The sequence below is a fragment of the Lactococcus sp. DD01 genome, assembly GCF_001578715.1.
Lineage (GTDB): Bacteria > Bacillota > Bacilli > Lactobacillales > Streptococcaceae > Lactococcus > Lactococcus petauri.
This window is the reverse complement of the sequence record NZ_KQ968941.1, coordinates 1-15,793: the sequence shown is the minus strand read 5'-3', so window position 1 is coordinate 15,793 and position 15,793 is coordinate 1. Positions and strand designations below refer to the sequence as shown.

Here is a 15,793-nt window from a genome sequence, read left to right as displayed (position 1 = left end):
CCCCCCCTACTATATAGCAAAAGTATGTGCTTTAATAAAAGTAGAGTTTCAGCGTCTCCCTGTTGCGACCAATATTTGTTTTGATGCCTAGTCTATTGTTGACAGTTCAGCTTCTCACTTTTATATATATCAAGTAAATATGTTACTATTGTTTTTAGTATAGTATATAAAGGAATAGCCAAAATTACTCCAAAAATCCCTGCAATTTTACCAGCAGCTAACAATACAAACATTATAGTTAGTGGATGAATTTTTAATTGTTTACCCAATACCAATGGAGTAACAAACCGTCCTTCAATCAATTGCTCTAGCGCATAAATAATCGACACTTTTATTAACATTGGTGTTCCCCCTGTAATAAAAGCTATTAACAAAGCTGGAAGAATAGCTAAATAAAATCCAAGAAATGGTATAAGGTTCATTATTCCTGAAAAAATTGCAATAATGATTGCGTACTTTAATCCCACAATTGGTAAGCCAATAAGCAAAAGAAATGTAACAATAATCGCAATCAAAACCTGACCTCTTATATAATTCTCAAGTTGTGTGTTCATACTGATTAATAGAAACTCAACATGTTTTTGCCATTTCTTTGAAAATGGTTTTTTTAAAAAAGAAGAAGTTTCACATCGTCCTTCAGCAGATAATACAATACCATTGGTGATATAATAATTGTCATAAAAGTAATCGAAATAACATTAGCGGCTGATTTTGAGAATGAAAAAAGATATGAGAAAGTATTTTTACTAATGTTTAATATCTCTCCAGAAAGCTTATCAGAAATTAAATCAAATTCTTCTTTAAATTGGTTTAATTGATTCTTTTCCATAAATGTTTCTACTGAAATCATCCATTCTTTGAGCTCAATAGGAAAATTTGTTACTAAATCTAGAAAATTATCAGATATTATAGGAATAATAAGTACTATTCCTATAATTAACAAGAGTGATATAACAACGAACAGGCTCCAAATAGAAATTTTTCTTGAGATATTTAAATTATCAAGTTTGTCTATAATGGGGTGCACTAAATAATAAAGCACGCCTCCAATAAGAATTGGAGGGAATACTATTGTGAATATTGAAATTAACGGCCAAAAAATAAAACTTATTTTGTTTAGGAAATAGATACATAGTAACACCAGTAAACATCCTACTAACAATCTGTAGTGTTTTGTTCTTAAAATATTCAAATTCTCACATCCTAATTTTTCTATTGTTTAGTCTTGATTTTTTCTCGTAAAGCCGATTAAACGAAGTAAAGTAATGAACAAATTGATAAAATCAAGATACAATGATAATGCCATACTTATAGCCCAACCTTGAGAAATATAGCCATTGTTTTGACGATAGACCAACTCAATTTTCTGATTATCCCAAGCAATAAGCCCACTGAAAATAACAACACTAATCACAGAGGTGAGAAAAACAACCATAGTACTGCCTAAAAAGAAGTTAATCCCCCCTGCAATAATAATGCCCATAAGCATTCCTATCATTGCTCGCCCCATACCTGATAAGTTATACTTTGTTACTCGTCCATAAATAGAGAGCCCAAAGAACATCCCCGCAGAAGAGACAAAAGCTAAGGTGACGTCAGATGCTGTATAAACGACAAGTGTAAAACTGAAGAGGAAACCCATCATTGCTGAGTATAAAATAAACCAAGGGAGAGCTGTGGACTTATTCTTCATTGCTGCATTTTGCATAGGAAGAACTATAAGCAAGGGAAAAAGCCAAATGATAAGCATCCCCCATCCCTTTTGTTGGACAAAATTTAGGACATTTTCCCCAAACACTCTTATGGTAATAAAGGAAGTTAGTGCAGATATGCTTACTCCGATTCCGACTATACTATAGATTTGTGCATAAAACTTATTCAATGTAATAATGTCATTGTTATTATTAATGATTGGATTTTCCATGATATCTCTCTTTCTATCTGTTTTATCTCACTTGTAGTTTTCTTCAGCAATATAATACCCACTTGAAACAGTAGAGTTTGTATTTTATTTCGAAGAGGGAAAGGTGATTAGATACAATTATGTAGTTTATTATGTCTAATATTCAGATATTGTACCAGATTTTCTTAATACAAATCAATTTTCACGAACAAAAAACATTTGCTAACGGGCGAGCATGGAAAATGGAGACGACTATTAAAACTTGATAAAATTAGTATGTAATTATATATTAAAAATACATAAACGAAAGATCATATCAAAATCTAAACATTATGAAGAATATAAACAATATTTATTAAACTGGAAAGCACAACTTAAAAACCTGAAAAGATTATGATGTTTCATAAGCAATACTTTATAATAAGTCAAAGTTAAAGGTAATTTTATATTAACTACAAAATAAATACAGAAGCTACACAGATGGAAAGTTCAATTTACCACACATTTCCTGAATGCTGCTTCACTAAAAGAGGGCTTGAAAATAAGATTTATACGAAAGAAAATATAATACTGGGCGTAAAATCTATGATGATTATTCTTCTTCTACAACGAGACTATAATTTTCTAATCAAAGTAAAACCTCTTTTGCAAAGGCTCAGACCTATTTTGACAGTGAGAATCACACGATTAATTGCAACGCTTGAAGAGGATGTTTTAACAATAGGTAATGCCAAAATAGTTTTTCCTTAAATACTATTTTGGCATTAGGCAGCAAATGGAGGAAATGAAAATGCTACAGCAGGGGGAAAGGACAGGAATAAGCAAACCTCTTTATATTTTTCTGAGACACGACTTTTATATAAATAAAGACTTAAATGCTACTCGTAATAGAGAGGATGCTGTTATTATCTCAATTAATTTTCTATGAAATAAAAAATTTGTCGGAGGGGGAGTGCTGGCCCAGGAGGCTTTACAACAACAGAAAGTGGGGGATGCTTGTCTAGGCACTGGAATTATTTTCAACACTTCGGAACTCATAACTATGGAGGGAAATGCATTGGACAAATTAATGTCAAATAATTAGACATAAAGTTATGAGAAATTAGTAATTATTTTTTTCAAAGTATTTTGGAGACTTGTAATCAAGTGCTGAATGCATCTTTTTGTATTGTAATAGGTCTCAATATATTTTAAAATTTCTTGAGTAGCCTCATCTCTTATCTCAAAATGAGTATCATTAATAAGTTTCCTCTTTGAAAGTCTTATAAAAAGACTCCATCATTGCATTAGCATAGCGACTTCCTTTAGCATAAAGTCCTATCAAGTTGTATCAACTTACTGACAAGATCCGTGTTGGTAAGAATACGTTGTTCATTAAGTACGTGTCTATTATAGCAGTACCATAGCGTCCTTATGCTCATGAAAGACAGACTTATATTTGCTCATGGAGGAACTTTTTACTCTACTTGTCGTTTTGAAGGACGACGATGGTCTTTGTAGAATCCGGAGCGAAAAACCTTAAGAATTTTTATCTTTCCATGATGTTTCAAAAGAAATTTAAAGCGCTTTACTTGCTTCGCTTCAAGAAGGCCCGAAACTTTTTTAGTTCAAGTTCCTCCTGAAGATAACGATTTTCTCACTCTAACAGCTTAATCTTATATTGGACATCAGCTAGAACTGTGTCATTACCATGGAAAGCAGAGCTTCAGTAATTTTCAATTTCTTGAGCTTAACGATAAAGACTGTTCGTATGGATATCAAGCTCCTGACTGACTTCTTTTACAGAGTAATCGTCTTCAAGAACGAGTTTTATTGCAGAATTTTTAAATTATTTGTCGAATTTTCTTCTTGCTATAACAAACCTTGAAGTTTATTATCAATAGTAGTATGGTGCTACCTTAAGCGTCTGCTGATTTCACGACTACTTAGCAGATTTTTATTTTCCAACGTTCGATAAGTTTGTGTTCTGAGAATGTTAAGTATTTGCCTTTGGAGGTATAATTGTTTTACATCCTTTAGATGTCCCCTTAACTTCTTTTTTTATCACAAATTTAACGCAGGAAGATGTTTTTTTTGTACGCTCAAGCGGCTAACTTCACTTTACAATTTTCCATATTTTTCATTATTTATAAATTATGATGCTCATAATCAATTATTGAAGAGTAATATTTTTAATTTTATTTACATTGTTAAATTATTCTTGGATTAGATAATTAGCTACCTTTATAATGATATGTACCATTATAAAGAGGGAAATATATTTTTGGGTAACATTAAATATATAATTGTGAACTAAATAGTATATTTTGGCGTTTGATTTTAACTAAATTGGAAAAATGATAATTCCAGAAAGATAATATGTGTTTTATAGTTATTAGGGGTTAAGAAAAATTTGAAGGAGACAATTTCAGCTTTACTTGGAATTATATAGTGATTATTATTCAATTACTTAGTGAATTCAAGATGATCAGGTGATGACATAAAAAACTAAAAATTTTGCTAGAAAAATGGAGCAGGGTTATGACTCTAAGTTATTAAAATTGCATTGTGCTATGATTTAAAAAATAATTAGAGTCTTACTTGGTAATATTTTGGAAAAGTACTAATAAATCCGTGAAAATTTGTTGTGCCCTACATACTTACGTAGTCATTTTACAAGATATTTGGACAAAATAATTGGAAAATCAATTTTGAACAGAAGTAGTGTCAAAAGAGAATAGTAAACTGAAAATTTTGCTCTAGGATGCTTTGCTTGTTCTGTCTTCTATTTCATATAAAAACTAGGCAATGAAGGTTCTTATATGACTGTGAGACGCTCTTTTAAATCTCGTAAGAATATGAGAACAGCACAAGGCAAAACTTCGCGTAAAAACCTCTGCAGAATTCTGTGCCCAAGTGAACTAGAAAAAAATCCTGACGTTATTTCTGAGCATAGAGAAACCTTTGCCGTTACTATCTTCAGTTAGGTTCTTGGTGGATCTCTAATGGGTTACCTCTTTTTTTTTTTGGGGGGGGCTGAGGCAGGAGGAGTTTTTTTGTTTTTCGAATTGGTAAGAGAGCGAGGGATTCTGCTATAATAAAGTATATCAAGCTCAATTCGTTTAATCCGTCATATTTTGGTAAATGTTGTTGTTTGCTAAATAATGACAATAATCGAATTAGTTGTGATAAAATAATTGAAGTAAAGGTAGTAGAAATGAGAATGCAAAAATATTTGTTTTTTTATTCTTTTATTAATGTATTGACGTTCTTTCCATACATTTTACTTGTTGTTTATGGTGCAAATTATTCATGGTATCCAATGTTATTCTTTTATGTAATGACGTATACAGCAAATTTTTGGGCTATGTTATTTGATTTTTTTATATCTAGCAGCTTACTTTCTATGAGGATTTGTTTACTAATAGGATTGATTGGAAGTCTATTACTTTTTTTTGATCTTGGCTTTGTGTTAACCGTAATTGGGGCGACATTACTGGGAGTTTGTGTGAATTTTAGTAGTTTCTTATCAGGGCAGTTGAAAAATAGATTTAAGCAATATGTTTTAAAGAGCACTGATGTTCTACAAGTAATAGAAACATTGCTCATTACTTTTTTAGGATTTGTTTTATTAACTCAATCTGTCAAATATTGTTTTTTATTATTGACTATTGGATTTGTTTTTTCATGGCTGTGTTTGATAGGGATTTATGATAAAAATGAAGCAAAAATAGCGAGATTAAAAGTAAATTATTCAACATTTCCTAAAAGTTTGGGTTTGTTTTTTATTACAAGTTTACTTTTTTTATTGAAATTATCTCGATCAACTTCATTGAAGGTTGATACTGGGGTGTTGTTGAATGTTGCTATTATGGGAATTTTGATTAATTTAATTGGTATTAAGAGTTTAAAAGAAAGATATATTGATGAAACGGAGAGAATTTTCTTTTCGTATTCATTTATTCAGGGCTCATTGTCCACATTATGCATTTTATATGTTTCATTTTCTACCATGATGGTTAGTGGCTTAAATACAATTTTATATAATCTTTCGCTACCTATTATATTGGCAGTTATTACTGCTCTATTTTTAGGAGAAAGATTACTTGGGTTTTCTCCTAGAGTAGTATTGATTTTTAATGTCATAGGTCTTTTAATTATAACAATACCTTCACTAACAAGTATTGGTACATTTCTTTCTTTTTTTAGTAATTTAATACTCATGGGAAGTGTGCGTGCAAATTATGTTATTAATAGAGGGATATCACCTAGAACAATACACTTTTTCTCGAAAATTGGAAGTTTAATTGCTCAGTCTTGGTTGGTTTTATCTTATTTATTTGCTGCTGAAACTCACGGGAATATAGAAACGCTAATGAAGGAACTGGGAGTAGGGGGGGATAGAAGATTTTTAGAATTTTTAGAGGTGGGATTAATTATGGCATTAGTAATAATAACTGTTCAATTTATTTATCTTCAGCATACGGGTAAGGGAAGGGGCTTGTAATGGTATTTTTTGATGTTCTTAAGTAGAATAATCTACGAGAAAGAATAGTCTATACTTTGTTGGTAAATAAAAAATATGATGTGGTAATTTATAGTCGTGGAATATAATTCTAAAACTTAATGATAGATATCTCTATTGCTAGATCTGACATCTCTTGTCTTTGTGAGTAATTCTTTCCAATAATTGCCATCTCTAAGATTTTTGGGTCAATCGTCATTTACGACAAAATATTTTTCCAGAAAATCTTTGCTAATTATAGTGAATTGGTAGCTCAAAAGAAAAAGTGAAATACATATCAGGTACCGTTTTAATGTATTGGCACCTTTTCAAATGATTATTTGAAATATAAGATTTTTATTTTTTTATACTAACTACTTAGAAATCGAGCATTCATTATAATAATTACCTTAACTTTACAATCACAGATAACTCAACTTATTGAAGAGATACCTGTTTAAACTAAACGGATTAAGATTATCCAAATTAAAGTCAATAATTTGATGATAAACAATGTCTTTCCAATCACAAATATCACAAGAGTGGAGCCAACTATTTATTAATTTGGAACAATGGATATCACAGGATATAGGGTCAATTGTGGCTCTTATTATTTACATGATGTATTTATTTAGGTGGCCAAAGTGACCCATATTTCAAATCGTATTTACAACTTAAAATAAATCGAGAGAAATACTATGGTTTCGTTGTGTCTTATGTGTTAAGGAATTGATGCGTATTATCTTTTCACTTGACTTTTAATATAGTTTGTCTTGTATTTGCTGTTTTTTTATGGAGGATATAATTATTGTGTGCGGTTTCTTACTCAATCAAAAAAACTAAGGTTTTACTAATAACTTGAGAAGGAACAATATCATAGAAAGAAATTATATTTTACTATACTGAATTAAAGCACCTGCGCAAACAGATTACTTAGCAATAATGCATTATTTATTTCTAGTTCGTTACCTATTTCTCGATAGGACTTTTCACTTGCTAGATATAAGTTTACCGCATCGAGTTTAAATTGTCTGGAATAAGCTTTATTTTGACGTTTACGTTGAAGACCTTGGACTCCAAAGGTTTGATAAGCATTTACCCAACGATGAATAAGTTCAGGGTGAGAGCTATGATATTTTAGAGAAAAAATTCGCCCACTTTTTCTAGAAAGTTACTCCTGAACAATTTTTAGTTTTAAGTCAAATGAATATTTCGACATTAGAAAAAAACTCCTACTTGGAAAGTTTATATTTTGGGGTTCACATTTACCTACTGCTTTTTTTATTTACCAATAAATGAATAGGTATTAACTTTATCCATTTCTTATAAAAATACAGTACAAAAAGGCTTGCTTCATACAAGCAATTTGAAACTAGGAAAATTATCTTTTACTTCAGCTTTGCTTTGTCAAAGTCTTGATAAATTAAAAGATGATATGAATAGGTTGCTTGTTAGCCACATATGAAACATCCACAGAATAGTGTTTGTCTTGACTTTGTTTTGATGCAAGATATTTCTTGAAGTATGATGAATTTTGATAGACACATTTGATTGCTTTCATGAGGGCATAGCGGAGATAGGGTAAACTAAGTTTGATTCTATCTCCCGTACCATTCATTAAACTAGACTGATGAACAAAGGGGTTCAAACTATGCATAAGCTTGGATCTGTGCAGGATAATATTATAGTTATCAATGTTTTTGATTTCAGGCAGTATAGCTGCGTCTAAGTGTTAACCGATTCCATAAATGGTCATAATTGGTGAATCTAAATCTTGCATACATGATGGGATGAACTTCATCTTGTACTTTATTGATTTGAAGTGTAAGATGACGGATGGTTGAGATTAGTTGTGTCAATTCTACCTGTAAAGCGAGTGAAGAATTTCCAATTGAAATTTCAAGCAGTTTTTCAAGAGGAGTATGACTAATTTTTATCAGAAGAATACTGAATCAATATTTTATGTACGTATTGATAATACGGAGGTGTCACTACTTTATAGAATTCAGGAAAAATAATGTCTAATACACGAACGTAGAGTGCTTTGGCTTCTGAACTGTCATGAATAAGACGATTTTGATAACGTGTTAATTCCAACAGAAATAATTATGGTTTACTTCTTAGGGGGGGATTTAGCTCACTGTGATAAACGGCACACACTTTCTGTCTCATAGTTAGATATAAAATGTCAGAGTGTTATCAAACTAATTACCAATTAATAAAAAGCTGTGGTGAGTACCATTCAGAAATCGTCAAGCGATTGTGGGTGGCAACTCATCCACAGTGATCTGCTTAAAGTTTAATATTTGAGCTTCAGCAGTAGTGAACTGTCTAGCCCCTCTTTATTTCTTTATGTATGGTATTTTTCACAAGGAAGTGTATAAATTTTGATTTACTAATTTTTATTAGTTAAGGTATTCATTTCTCGGTATACTAGTATTATATTTACTTAATCTTTGTGCTTTAAATATTGACTGAAAAGTATTTTTTTTATATAGTAATAAGGGCTAGTTATTATTTCATTTAGCTATACAAAATAATAATATATATTGATGATAATAGCTAAAAATAGATAATAAGGAAATTATACCTATGAATATAACTCACTTAGAATATTATGTTGCGCTAGTTGCAAATGATTTTAATATTACCAAAACGTCTCGAAAATTATATGTATCTCAGCCAGCATTGAGCAGAATTATTAATTCATTAGAAACACAATATGGTGTAGAACTGTTTGTTAGGCATAATCGTAGAATCATCAAGCTTACTCCCCTAGGTGAAGAAGTTTATGAAATAGCTCTAAAAATTTTGAAATATGATAGTACACTGACAAAACGACTTGAGAAGGTTTCACAAAAAGAAAACGTAAAAATCGGTATTCCTGCCTCTTTTCTTGCAACAGCATTGTCCTCAGTTATTGTAAAATTTATTGCGCTTAATCCACAATTACAGATTACGATTATTGAAGAAAATGTAATGGTGTTAGAAGAAAAATTGATGAAGCAACAAATTGACATTGCTTTTTTAACTTCTCCTACAGAACAAATAATAGAATCACTTCCGTTTTATGAGGATGAGATTGTTGTTTATATGAAAAAGGATCATCATTTTAACAGTCGTGCTAAAACACAGATATCATTAGAGGAAGTTAATACACAGTGCCTATGTATTTTGGATAATAGATTCTTAATGAATAGTCAAATATATAATCATTTTTCTAGTGAAAATTTAGTTCCTAAAGTCGTATTAGAAACTAGCTCATGGGAATTTCTGATAGATTATTGTAACCACTTTAATGCAATAACATTATTACCAGCTAGTCTGCACCCTATTATACCTGATAATGAGCAATTTGTTCATATTCCAATGAGCCCTCCATTGAAATTACCTATTTGCTTATGCTACAATAAGGAAAGTGCTCTCGAAATTGATTTATTCAAAAAAATGATGCTTGATATTATACAGAATCAGACCAAATAGTATCAAGATGTGTTATTCCGAATTATTTGGGTTAGAGATTAGAGGAGCTAATTTTACGGAATTTTTTTGGTAAAAATTGTCTGATATCGTCACTATTGAAACCAATCATATATTTATTTGAATCTATGACAATTGGACTTTGTAGAAGTTCAGGGTTATCTAATAAAAAATCTATTCCAGCATCAAAATTCATTTCTTGGAGTAGTGCAAGTTTTTTTTAGTTGCTAGAGTTGCCCTATTTGGGCGTCTAAGTATCTCTTCCATTCCAAAAGAGGAGAGACTTAGCGTTTTTTTAATATCTTCCTTGCAAATTTGATTTATATGTTTTTTAAATTCAATGCCATAGTTTTGGCACCAGTTAAGCGTTTTTTGACTTGAGCTACAGCCGCTTCTATAATATACTTCTATCATTTTTCCTTCTTTTTATTTTATGTTACGGAATAGAAATTTATTCTAATTCTATAACACAGTGTAGCATTGAATTAATAGTTCTTCAAATACCTTTATGTTATAAAAAACATAAAGGAAAAGCATTTGAAATAGTAGTAAGTATGAGGTGAAAAATCCAAAAATTACTGAAAAATCTACAAAGTCAGGCATTGCCATTCAGTTAGCATGTTGTTAGAGTTACTGAAATATTAAGCCTATCGGATAATTGAATTGAGGAGTAACTTCAAACGAATGAAAATTGCAAATTTAATTAGACTTCTGCTTACGTATTTCAGATTACCTCTTACCTCATCAAACTAGAAAAAGCACTAGTACAAACGATGGATATGCTTAAAAAACTTTAGTGTTTTGTAGAAGTTTATGCAAAATTAATTGTAATACATGATTATTGAATGGTTTTGTATGATGGTAATGGTCGATGAATTGTGTTAGATAGGTGTGAGATGAAGAACACTATTCGGAAAAAGGAAAATAAAAATTGCTATTATTACCGTGGTTGTATTTCTGTTTTAGCTTCTTGTGATATCTTAATGTACCAATCAACTTGGTTGCCTTGTGATCCAAATTGGAAAGAAATTTGGGTTGAATCTATTCCTGAAAATTCTATTAAATTTGCTGTTCTTCAAAATTGGAATGTCTGGTTATGAGTTTCAAAGTCAATTCCACCAACGGTTTCATCAAAAATCGAAAGCGTCAAGAATTGCAGTGTTGGTTGGAATTAGAATTCAAAAAAGTCTTAATCGGTATACGATTGTTATAGGGACAGAAACGTTTTCTAAATTGGGTACGGTTACCCACAGTAAGCGTACTTTCCCTAATGTTTTTAATTTTAAATCAATTTATTATTGGATATTTAAGGTTGTTTGGATTGCAATTTCAAAGTTCAATATGGATTAAAATTTCTTGTAGGATATATTTTTTGATGGGGCCAGTCAAATTTATGCGGATTGCAAATCCTTTCCGTTACTGTGGTATCCAGTCATTGAAGCTCTATTATGAAATTGAACCTGAAACTTGGGGGACCGAGAAGCTTCGAGGGGTATATGTGGCAAAGCTATGTATGCTTCCTTTTGCAGGTTTTTCCGCCTAAAACAAAAAGATTTTATTGTAAAAAGTTTGGGGCATCAATTAAATATTGGACAGAAAAGAAGGAGTATTACAGGTAAGTTGTGTAGCATGTGAAGGTTGTGCTACATACAATCAATATATTCGGAAGTTAACCAATACCTGGATGTCAGGTTGATCATGTTGTAGGAAGAGAAGCAAGAACTTTTAATTCCTAGGATACTAACTGTGGTTCAACAAGAAATCTAGATAAAGCTGTTTCAGTGACATATATAAAAAAATAGCCATAGTTGCAGATATTATCGTGAAATATGTAGATGAGTCTGATAAAAGTGCACCAGAAACATTATCCGGCAATGCTGGAGAAGTATACAGCAGTATTAGAAAATATTCTCTTGCTGTATCAAAGAGGTGTAAAGTTCAACTACAGGTACATTTACGGATGGTCTGCAAATAATAAACTATGTTTACAAAAAATGGGCAACTCCTAAGGAAACGTCTTGAAAATGCACAACTATTACCACTGAATGTAAACATTTAATATTCTCAGAATGCAAACTTATTGAATGTTGGAAAAACAAAGACGATTTAAGTGATTGGGAAATCAGTAGACGCTTAGAGAAGCGCCATGCTAATGTTGATAATGAACTTCGCCGTGGTAAGTTCAACTCAAAAATAAAGTAAGCATTCAGATTATTAATATCATGATTTACTTCACTCTCAATATCGGACGAAGTAAGAGAGAGAGTAAAAGAATCTAAAAGACCGTTAGGACAATCTATTGAGGAACATCCTCAATCAATCAATTAATAAATACTTGGAATTTGGACATGAGCGATATAGTCTCGCTTATTAAGCAATGTGGAGATGCCTTTTAACTCTTACAGAGTTAAAAGGTCGATTAGGAATAACCCTAACAAGACGGCACATTTAGTTAATCAGGCATTGGCTGAGTTGGATATATGCTCTAAGTCTATAACATTCGACAATGCTAGTGAATTTTCTTAACTCCCTGAAGTACTTTCTTGTCCTAGTTATTATTGTTATGTCAATGCTAGTCATGAACGATGAATAAACTAAAATCATAATCGAATGATACGTAGGCATTTACCAACAGGAGCAACAAAAACCACAAATTTTTTTGAGGATTTTGTACTAACATTGGATGGATAACCATTCTCGAAAAATGTTCAATTACAAATTGCCGATTCAGACGATTGAGGGGAAGTGTATTTATTAAATAAGAACAGATACCCTTAGGTTATATCAAGGTGGCAAAATAAATAATAATTTATAGAATTTGAAACATTCTCGTCTTCCCAACGAGTTTTTTTAATTCTTAAAAATTGAAATGTTGTGAGATCATTTGATATACTTAGTCTTAAGTTAGACATCCACAAAAATATATGAAAGTGTTTTTCAAACTCATGTCTGACGAAGCCCTCCCTTTCCGGTATATATTATTGACCATTTGGGAGGTTGTGGATTTATTTTCTACATTTAACATTACATTGTGGTTCCTTTCGGATATAAGAAATTTTTTGTTCTCTTGAGAAAAAGTGTGTTTCAAAATTGAAGTTCAGAAATCATTTTGATAAAACTGTTATGTCCTGATGTCTACAGTACGACAAAAACACCTTCTACTACCCCTTAGCAGGTGTTTTTGTGTATTAAATTCGTGTTCTTATGACTGAATTTGTTATACTCAATGGTAAGTCGGACAATTCCTATATTTTTGTGTTTTTTTATTTTTTATTGTATGTCTTTGTGCAACAATGGTTTTTTATGATTCTTAAAAATTCTAAAAAGGAATGACTGGCGTATTCGAAACCGCTTTAGTAACAGTTCTGGAGGGATTTTATATATTAATGTGATGCACGTGGATGTTTCGAATTGAAGTATTAAACTGTTTGAGGAGCTCTTTTAATTAATAGTTGAACTTTCTTGTAATTAGCACGAATTTAGCACTGATTCGATACTTATAACCATTGGGCGAACAAAGCGAATAAACATGTAGTGGGATACTTTAGGAATCCAAGCAATAGTTGCTTGAGGAGAGATTATATTATTTAACTAAAAATATTTTCTCACTAGGATCTGGATACTAATTATGAAAAACTTTAGTTTGAATTTAAAGGAGTATCCAATCTAAACCCTTTTTTTTTGTTTTTCTCCCGTAAGCTGGATTAAAAATCCAAATTATGAGGGGGATTATCAAGGGTATCTGGGAAGGATAGCGAAGTATTTAATAATAAGGTTATTTGAAATAATTTTTGTTCAGCAAAAAAATCATAACCGATATGATTAAGGTTGTATATTATAAGAAGGGGCGCGTCGAAAAAGCTTATCTAGATTCTTTTATATATAACTTGATAACTTGTTTAATCATGAAGTTGTCTCTTTAAGTTTTTGTAATCAATCGAGCACTCCGTTTATGCTGAAAGTTTTGAACTAGGAGATAGGATATCACCTTTGACTGTTTCTTTAGTCGTTCGTTCAATGCTGACCAAGACTGGGCCAATCAAATACACCAATATACAGATAAGCTGAAATAATATCTTATTTTCCAATTATGAGTCGAAAAGGAAACTATCATGATAATTCGGTCAAGAACACACATTTACAAGCTATAAGAGATTTACAAACAATCCGTCAATGGATAACACTAGTATAATACAAGAAGGTTTTAATCCGAGTTCATGTATAGGTGTTATGAAAAATCTATATTTTTGAATTCATATCAAATTTTTGATATTTATTAATCAATCAATCAATCAATCAATAAATAAATGTTGCAGGATTGCCGTCTGAGATTTAGGAATTAAAGATTTAATTTAACTTTGTACAGTTTTTAGTAGTTTAACAAATTGGTTAGGTAGGAAAACATTTACTAACTATACATAAATGTTATGGAAGAAATTCAAAAAAAGTCTTTTTTTTTTGCTGTTTTTACAGTAAAATTATGGTGTTTGTTTATTTATAATATAGAAATCCTGAACAGACAAAAAAGGAGAGGAATAAATGTAAATAAGTTTTAGGTGTTTTTTTTGCAAATCAAAATAACAGACGTAGTGAGGAGATTAATAATTGAAACATAAAAAAAAAGGCTTAATAAAGCAAGTAACTCGTTTCAAAATGCACAAATCGGGGAAATTCTGGGTAGTTTCCAGTTTGACACAATTCAGTTGGTTGAATTTATCGAAGAAAACAGTTCGTCAAGTCAAAGTAAAAGTAGATGAAGAAGTAGATAACGATGTTTATCAACGTTTATTTGTGGAAGATGATCCAGAACCGAACCGTCTGGGGCAAGGTGTGAAAATCTTTGCGGGGCTAGCTGCTGGACTAGGTGTTGGTCTGGTTGGAGAGGGCTTAATAGGGAATCGTGTATCAGCGGAAGAAGTTGGTATTGAAAAGCAACAAACAACAGATACGCTTGCTCAAAAAGATAGTATAGCTATCAAGCTGGTTACTTCTGAATCTGTATCAGAAAACACTGCCTCATCACTATCAGAATCTGAGTCAGTATCGGATAGCCTGTCTCTACAATCAGATTTAGAGTCAGAAACGGATCCAAATGCTTTGGTAACACCTTTTAGTGATCTGGAGAATTATGAACAAACTCAGACGGGACAGTATACTTATTTTTTAAAAGCTCAATTTGATGACAATTTGTTAGGGCATGCACAAAGAAATATAGAAGGTGATATTGATACGCGTTCCGGTAATTTTAACGGAAAGGCTTGGAATGACGGTGTTCCAGAAAACGGTTTAACAGATGATTTTAAAATTACATTGAAAACTGATAATGGTGAGTATCTCAAATGGTCAAGGGCGATTGGTGGTGGGGATATACTTCACTTAGGAGTCGACATTAACTTTTCATTTGTAGATGAACTGTACGCCCCAGGGGCTGGTGAGACATTTGAGGTAACTTTCCATGTGAATGGGGCTAATCATACCTTTGTTTTACCTAATAGCGCTTATATTGAGTCAGGTTCCGCAAGCGATTCTTTATCAGAAACAGAGAGCATATCACAATCGGTTAGTAATAGTGATTCAGGTTCAATATCCGATTCAGAGTGGCCGTCACAATCTATAAGTGACTCAGAATCTAGTTCAGACTCAGAGTCTACATCAGAATCAACAAGTAGTTCAGATTCAGGTTCAATATCGGATTCAGAGTGGCCGTCACAATCAACAAGTGACTCAGAATCTAGTTCAGATTCAGTGAGTGTATCTGATTCAGACTCAGAGTCTGCATCAGAATCAACAAGTAGTTCAGATTCAGGTTCAATATCGGATTCAGAGTGGCCGTCACAATCAACAAGTGACTCAGAGTCTACATCAGAATCAACAAGTAGTTCAGATTCAGGTTCAATATCGGATTCAGAGTGGCCGTCACAATCAAC

At 31.7% G+C, this 15,793-nt stretch carries 14 protein-coding genes and 1 pseudogene; 7 read left to right on the top strand and 8 right to left on the bottom strand.

All coding sequences use genetic code 11. The features are described 5' to 3' along the window. Window positions 1-92: 92 nt before the first annotated feature. The 3 genes from LACDD01_RS12540 to LACDD01_RS08995 form a co-directional block, all read right to left on the bottom strand. Complete coding sequence (locus tag LACDD01_RS12540) at window positions 93-653, bottom strand: AI-2E family transporter (RefSeq protein ID WP_255357186.1); 561 nt, start codon at window positions 651-653, stop codon at window positions 93-95. Then, window positions 608-1,141 carry an AI-2E family transporter gene (locus tag LACDD01_RS12535; protein ID WP_255357185.1) on the bottom strand — a complete coding sequence of 178 codons (534 nt, stop codon included), beginning with the start codon at window positions 1,139-1,141 and terminating at the stop codon, window positions 608-610. Before LACDD01_RS12535 ends, LACDD01_RS12540 begins: the two co-directional genes overlap by 46 nt. A 78-nt stretch (window positions 1,142-1,219) precedes the next feature. Then, window positions 1,220-1,924 (bottom strand): Bax inhibitor-1/YccA family protein, encoded by a 705-nt coding sequence (locus LACDD01_RS08995; protein ID WP_061414559.1) that lies wholly within the window; start codon window positions 1,922-1,924, stop codon window positions 1,220-1,222. Window positions 1,925-2,383: 459 nt separating this feature from the next. Between LACDD01_RS08995 and LACDD01_RS08990 the strand changes: the two genes are divergently transcribed. Further along, window positions 2,384-2,653, top strand: coding sequence for a hypothetical protein (locus LACDD01_RS08990; protein WP_061414555.1), 270 nt, complete (start codon window positions 2,384-2,386; stop codon window positions 2,651-2,653). A gap of 352 nt (window positions 2,654-3,005) precedes the next feature. Here the strand turns inward: LACDD01_RS08990 and LACDD01_RS11880 are convergent. Beyond that, window positions 3,006-3,758 (bottom strand): annotated as a pseudogene (locus LACDD01_RS11880) (transposase). A 1,278-nt stretch (window positions 3,759-5,036) separates the two neighbouring features. Here LACDD01_RS11880 and LACDD01_RS08985 point away from each other — a divergent pair. Then, complete coding sequence (locus LACDD01_RS08985) at window positions 5,037-6,389, top strand: hypothetical protein (RefSeq protein ID WP_156468518.1); 1,353 nt, start codon at window positions 5,037-5,039, stop codon at window positions 6,387-6,389. A 1,420-nt stretch (window positions 6,390-7,809) separates the two neighbouring features. Here the strand turns inward: LACDD01_RS08985 and LACDD01_RS11875 are convergent. Together LACDD01_RS11875 and LACDD01_RS12375 are read right to left on the bottom strand one after the other, a co-directional pair. Then, window positions 7,810-8,043, bottom strand: a complete 234-nt coding sequence (locus LACDD01_RS11875) for a hypothetical protein (protein ID WP_156468517.1) — start codon at window positions 8,041-8,043, stop codon at window positions 7,810-7,812. 269 nt (window positions 8,044-8,312) lie between these two features. Then, the gene (locus LACDD01_RS12375) at window positions 8,313-8,483 is read right to left on the bottom strand and encodes a hypothetical protein (RefSeq protein WP_231863417.1); all 171 of its coding nucleotides are present in this window, start codon (window positions 8,481-8,483) and stop codon (window positions 8,313-8,315) included. 495 nt (window positions 8,484-8,978) lie between these two features. On the opposite strand from LACDD01_RS12375, the gene LACDD01_RS08980 reads away from it, so the two are divergent. Continuing rightward, complete coding sequence (locus LACDD01_RS08980; RefSeq protein ID WP_061414548.1) at window positions 8,979-9,869, top strand: LysR family transcriptional regulator; 891 nt, start codon at window positions 8,979-8,981, stop codon at window positions 9,867-9,869. Between the two features lie 31 nt (window positions 9,870-9,900). Here the strand turns inward: LACDD01_RS08980 and LACDD01_RS12660 are convergent, their stop codons facing one another. Both LACDD01_RS12660 and LACDD01_RS12095 read right to left on the bottom strand, forming a co-directional pair. After that, window positions 9,901-10,062 (bottom strand): ArsC/Spx/MgsR family protein, encoded by a 162-nt coding sequence (locus tag LACDD01_RS12660; RefSeq protein ID WP_082779289.1) that lies wholly within the window; start codon window positions 10,060-10,062, stop codon window positions 9,901-9,903. Further along, entirely contained in the window at window positions 10,059-10,280 is a 222-nt protein-coding gene (locus LACDD01_RS12095) for a thioredoxin domain-containing protein (RefSeq protein WP_061414544.1), read from the bottom strand. The genes LACDD01_RS12660 and LACDD01_RS12095 overlap by 4 nt, the downstream gene beginning before the upstream one ends. Window positions 10,281-10,762: 482 nt before the next feature. Between LACDD01_RS12095 and LACDD01_RS11870 the strand changes: the two genes are divergently transcribed. From LACDD01_RS11870 to LACDD01_RS08965, 4 genes are all read left to right on the top strand, one after another. After that, entirely contained in the window at window positions 10,763-10,966 is a 204-nt protein-coding gene (locus LACDD01_RS11870) for a hypothetical protein (protein WP_156468516.1), read from the top strand. A 170-nt stretch (window positions 10,967-11,136) separates the two neighbouring features. Beyond that, window positions 11,137-11,409 carry a DUF3440 domain-containing protein gene (locus LACDD01_RS12655; protein WP_156468515.1) on the top strand — a complete coding sequence of 91 codons (273 nt, stop codon included), beginning with the start codon at window positions 11,137-11,139 and terminating at the stop codon, window positions 11,407-11,409. After that, a complete protein-coding gene (locus tag LACDD01_RS12650; RefSeq protein ID WP_369814484.1) occupies window positions 11,363-11,485 on the top strand; it encodes a DUF3440 domain-containing protein in 123 nt (40 codons plus the stop codon). Before LACDD01_RS12655 ends, LACDD01_RS12650 begins: the two co-directional genes overlap by 47 nt. Before the next feature lie 2,986 nt (window positions 11,486-14,471). Beyond that, window positions 14,472-15,793: KxYKxGKxW signal peptide domain-containing protein (locus LACDD01_RS08965; RefSeq protein ID WP_197458042.1), on the top strand; the 1,322-nt coding region annotated here is incomplete at its 3' end.

What these genes read in the sequence shown, in the direction of transcription:
- LACDD01_RS08990 (WP_061414555.1), top strand. Translation starts at nt 2,384, where the DNA reads ATGGAAAGTTCAATTTACCACACATTTCCTGAATGCTGCTTCACTAAA.
- LACDD01_RS11870 (WP_156468516.1), top strand. Translation starts at nt 10,763, where the DNA reads ATGAAGAACACTATTCGGAAAAAGGAAAATAAAAATTGCTATTATTAC.
- LACDD01_RS12095 (WP_061414544.1), bottom strand. Translation starts at nt 10,280, where the DNA reads ATGATAGAAGTATATTATAGAAGCGGCTGTAGCTCAAGTCAAAAAACG.
- LACDD01_RS08980 (WP_061414548.1), top strand. Translation starts at nt 8,979, where the DNA reads ATGAATATAACTCACTTAGAATATTATGTTGCGCTAGTTGCAAATGAT.
- LACDD01_RS12660 (WP_082779289.1), bottom strand. Translation starts at nt 10,062, where the DNA reads ATGAATTTTGATGCTGGAATAGATTTTTTATTAGATAACCCTGAACTT.
- LACDD01_RS12655 (WP_156468515.1), top strand. Translation starts at nt 11,137, where the DNA reads ATGTTTTTAATTTTAAATCAATTTATTATTGGATATTTAAGGTTGTTT.
- LACDD01_RS12650 (WP_369814484.1), top strand. Translation starts at nt 11,363, where the DNA reads ATGTGGCAAAGCTATGTATGCTTCCTTTTGCAGGTTTTTCCGCCTAAA.
- LACDD01_RS11875 (WP_156468517.1), bottom strand. Translation starts at nt 8,043, where the DNA reads ATGCATAGTTTGAACCCCTTTGTTCATCAGTCTAGTTTAATGAATGGT.
- LACDD01_RS08995 (WP_061414559.1), bottom strand. Translation starts at nt 1,924, where the DNA reads ATGGAAAATCCAATCATTAATAATAACAATGACATTATTACATTGAAT.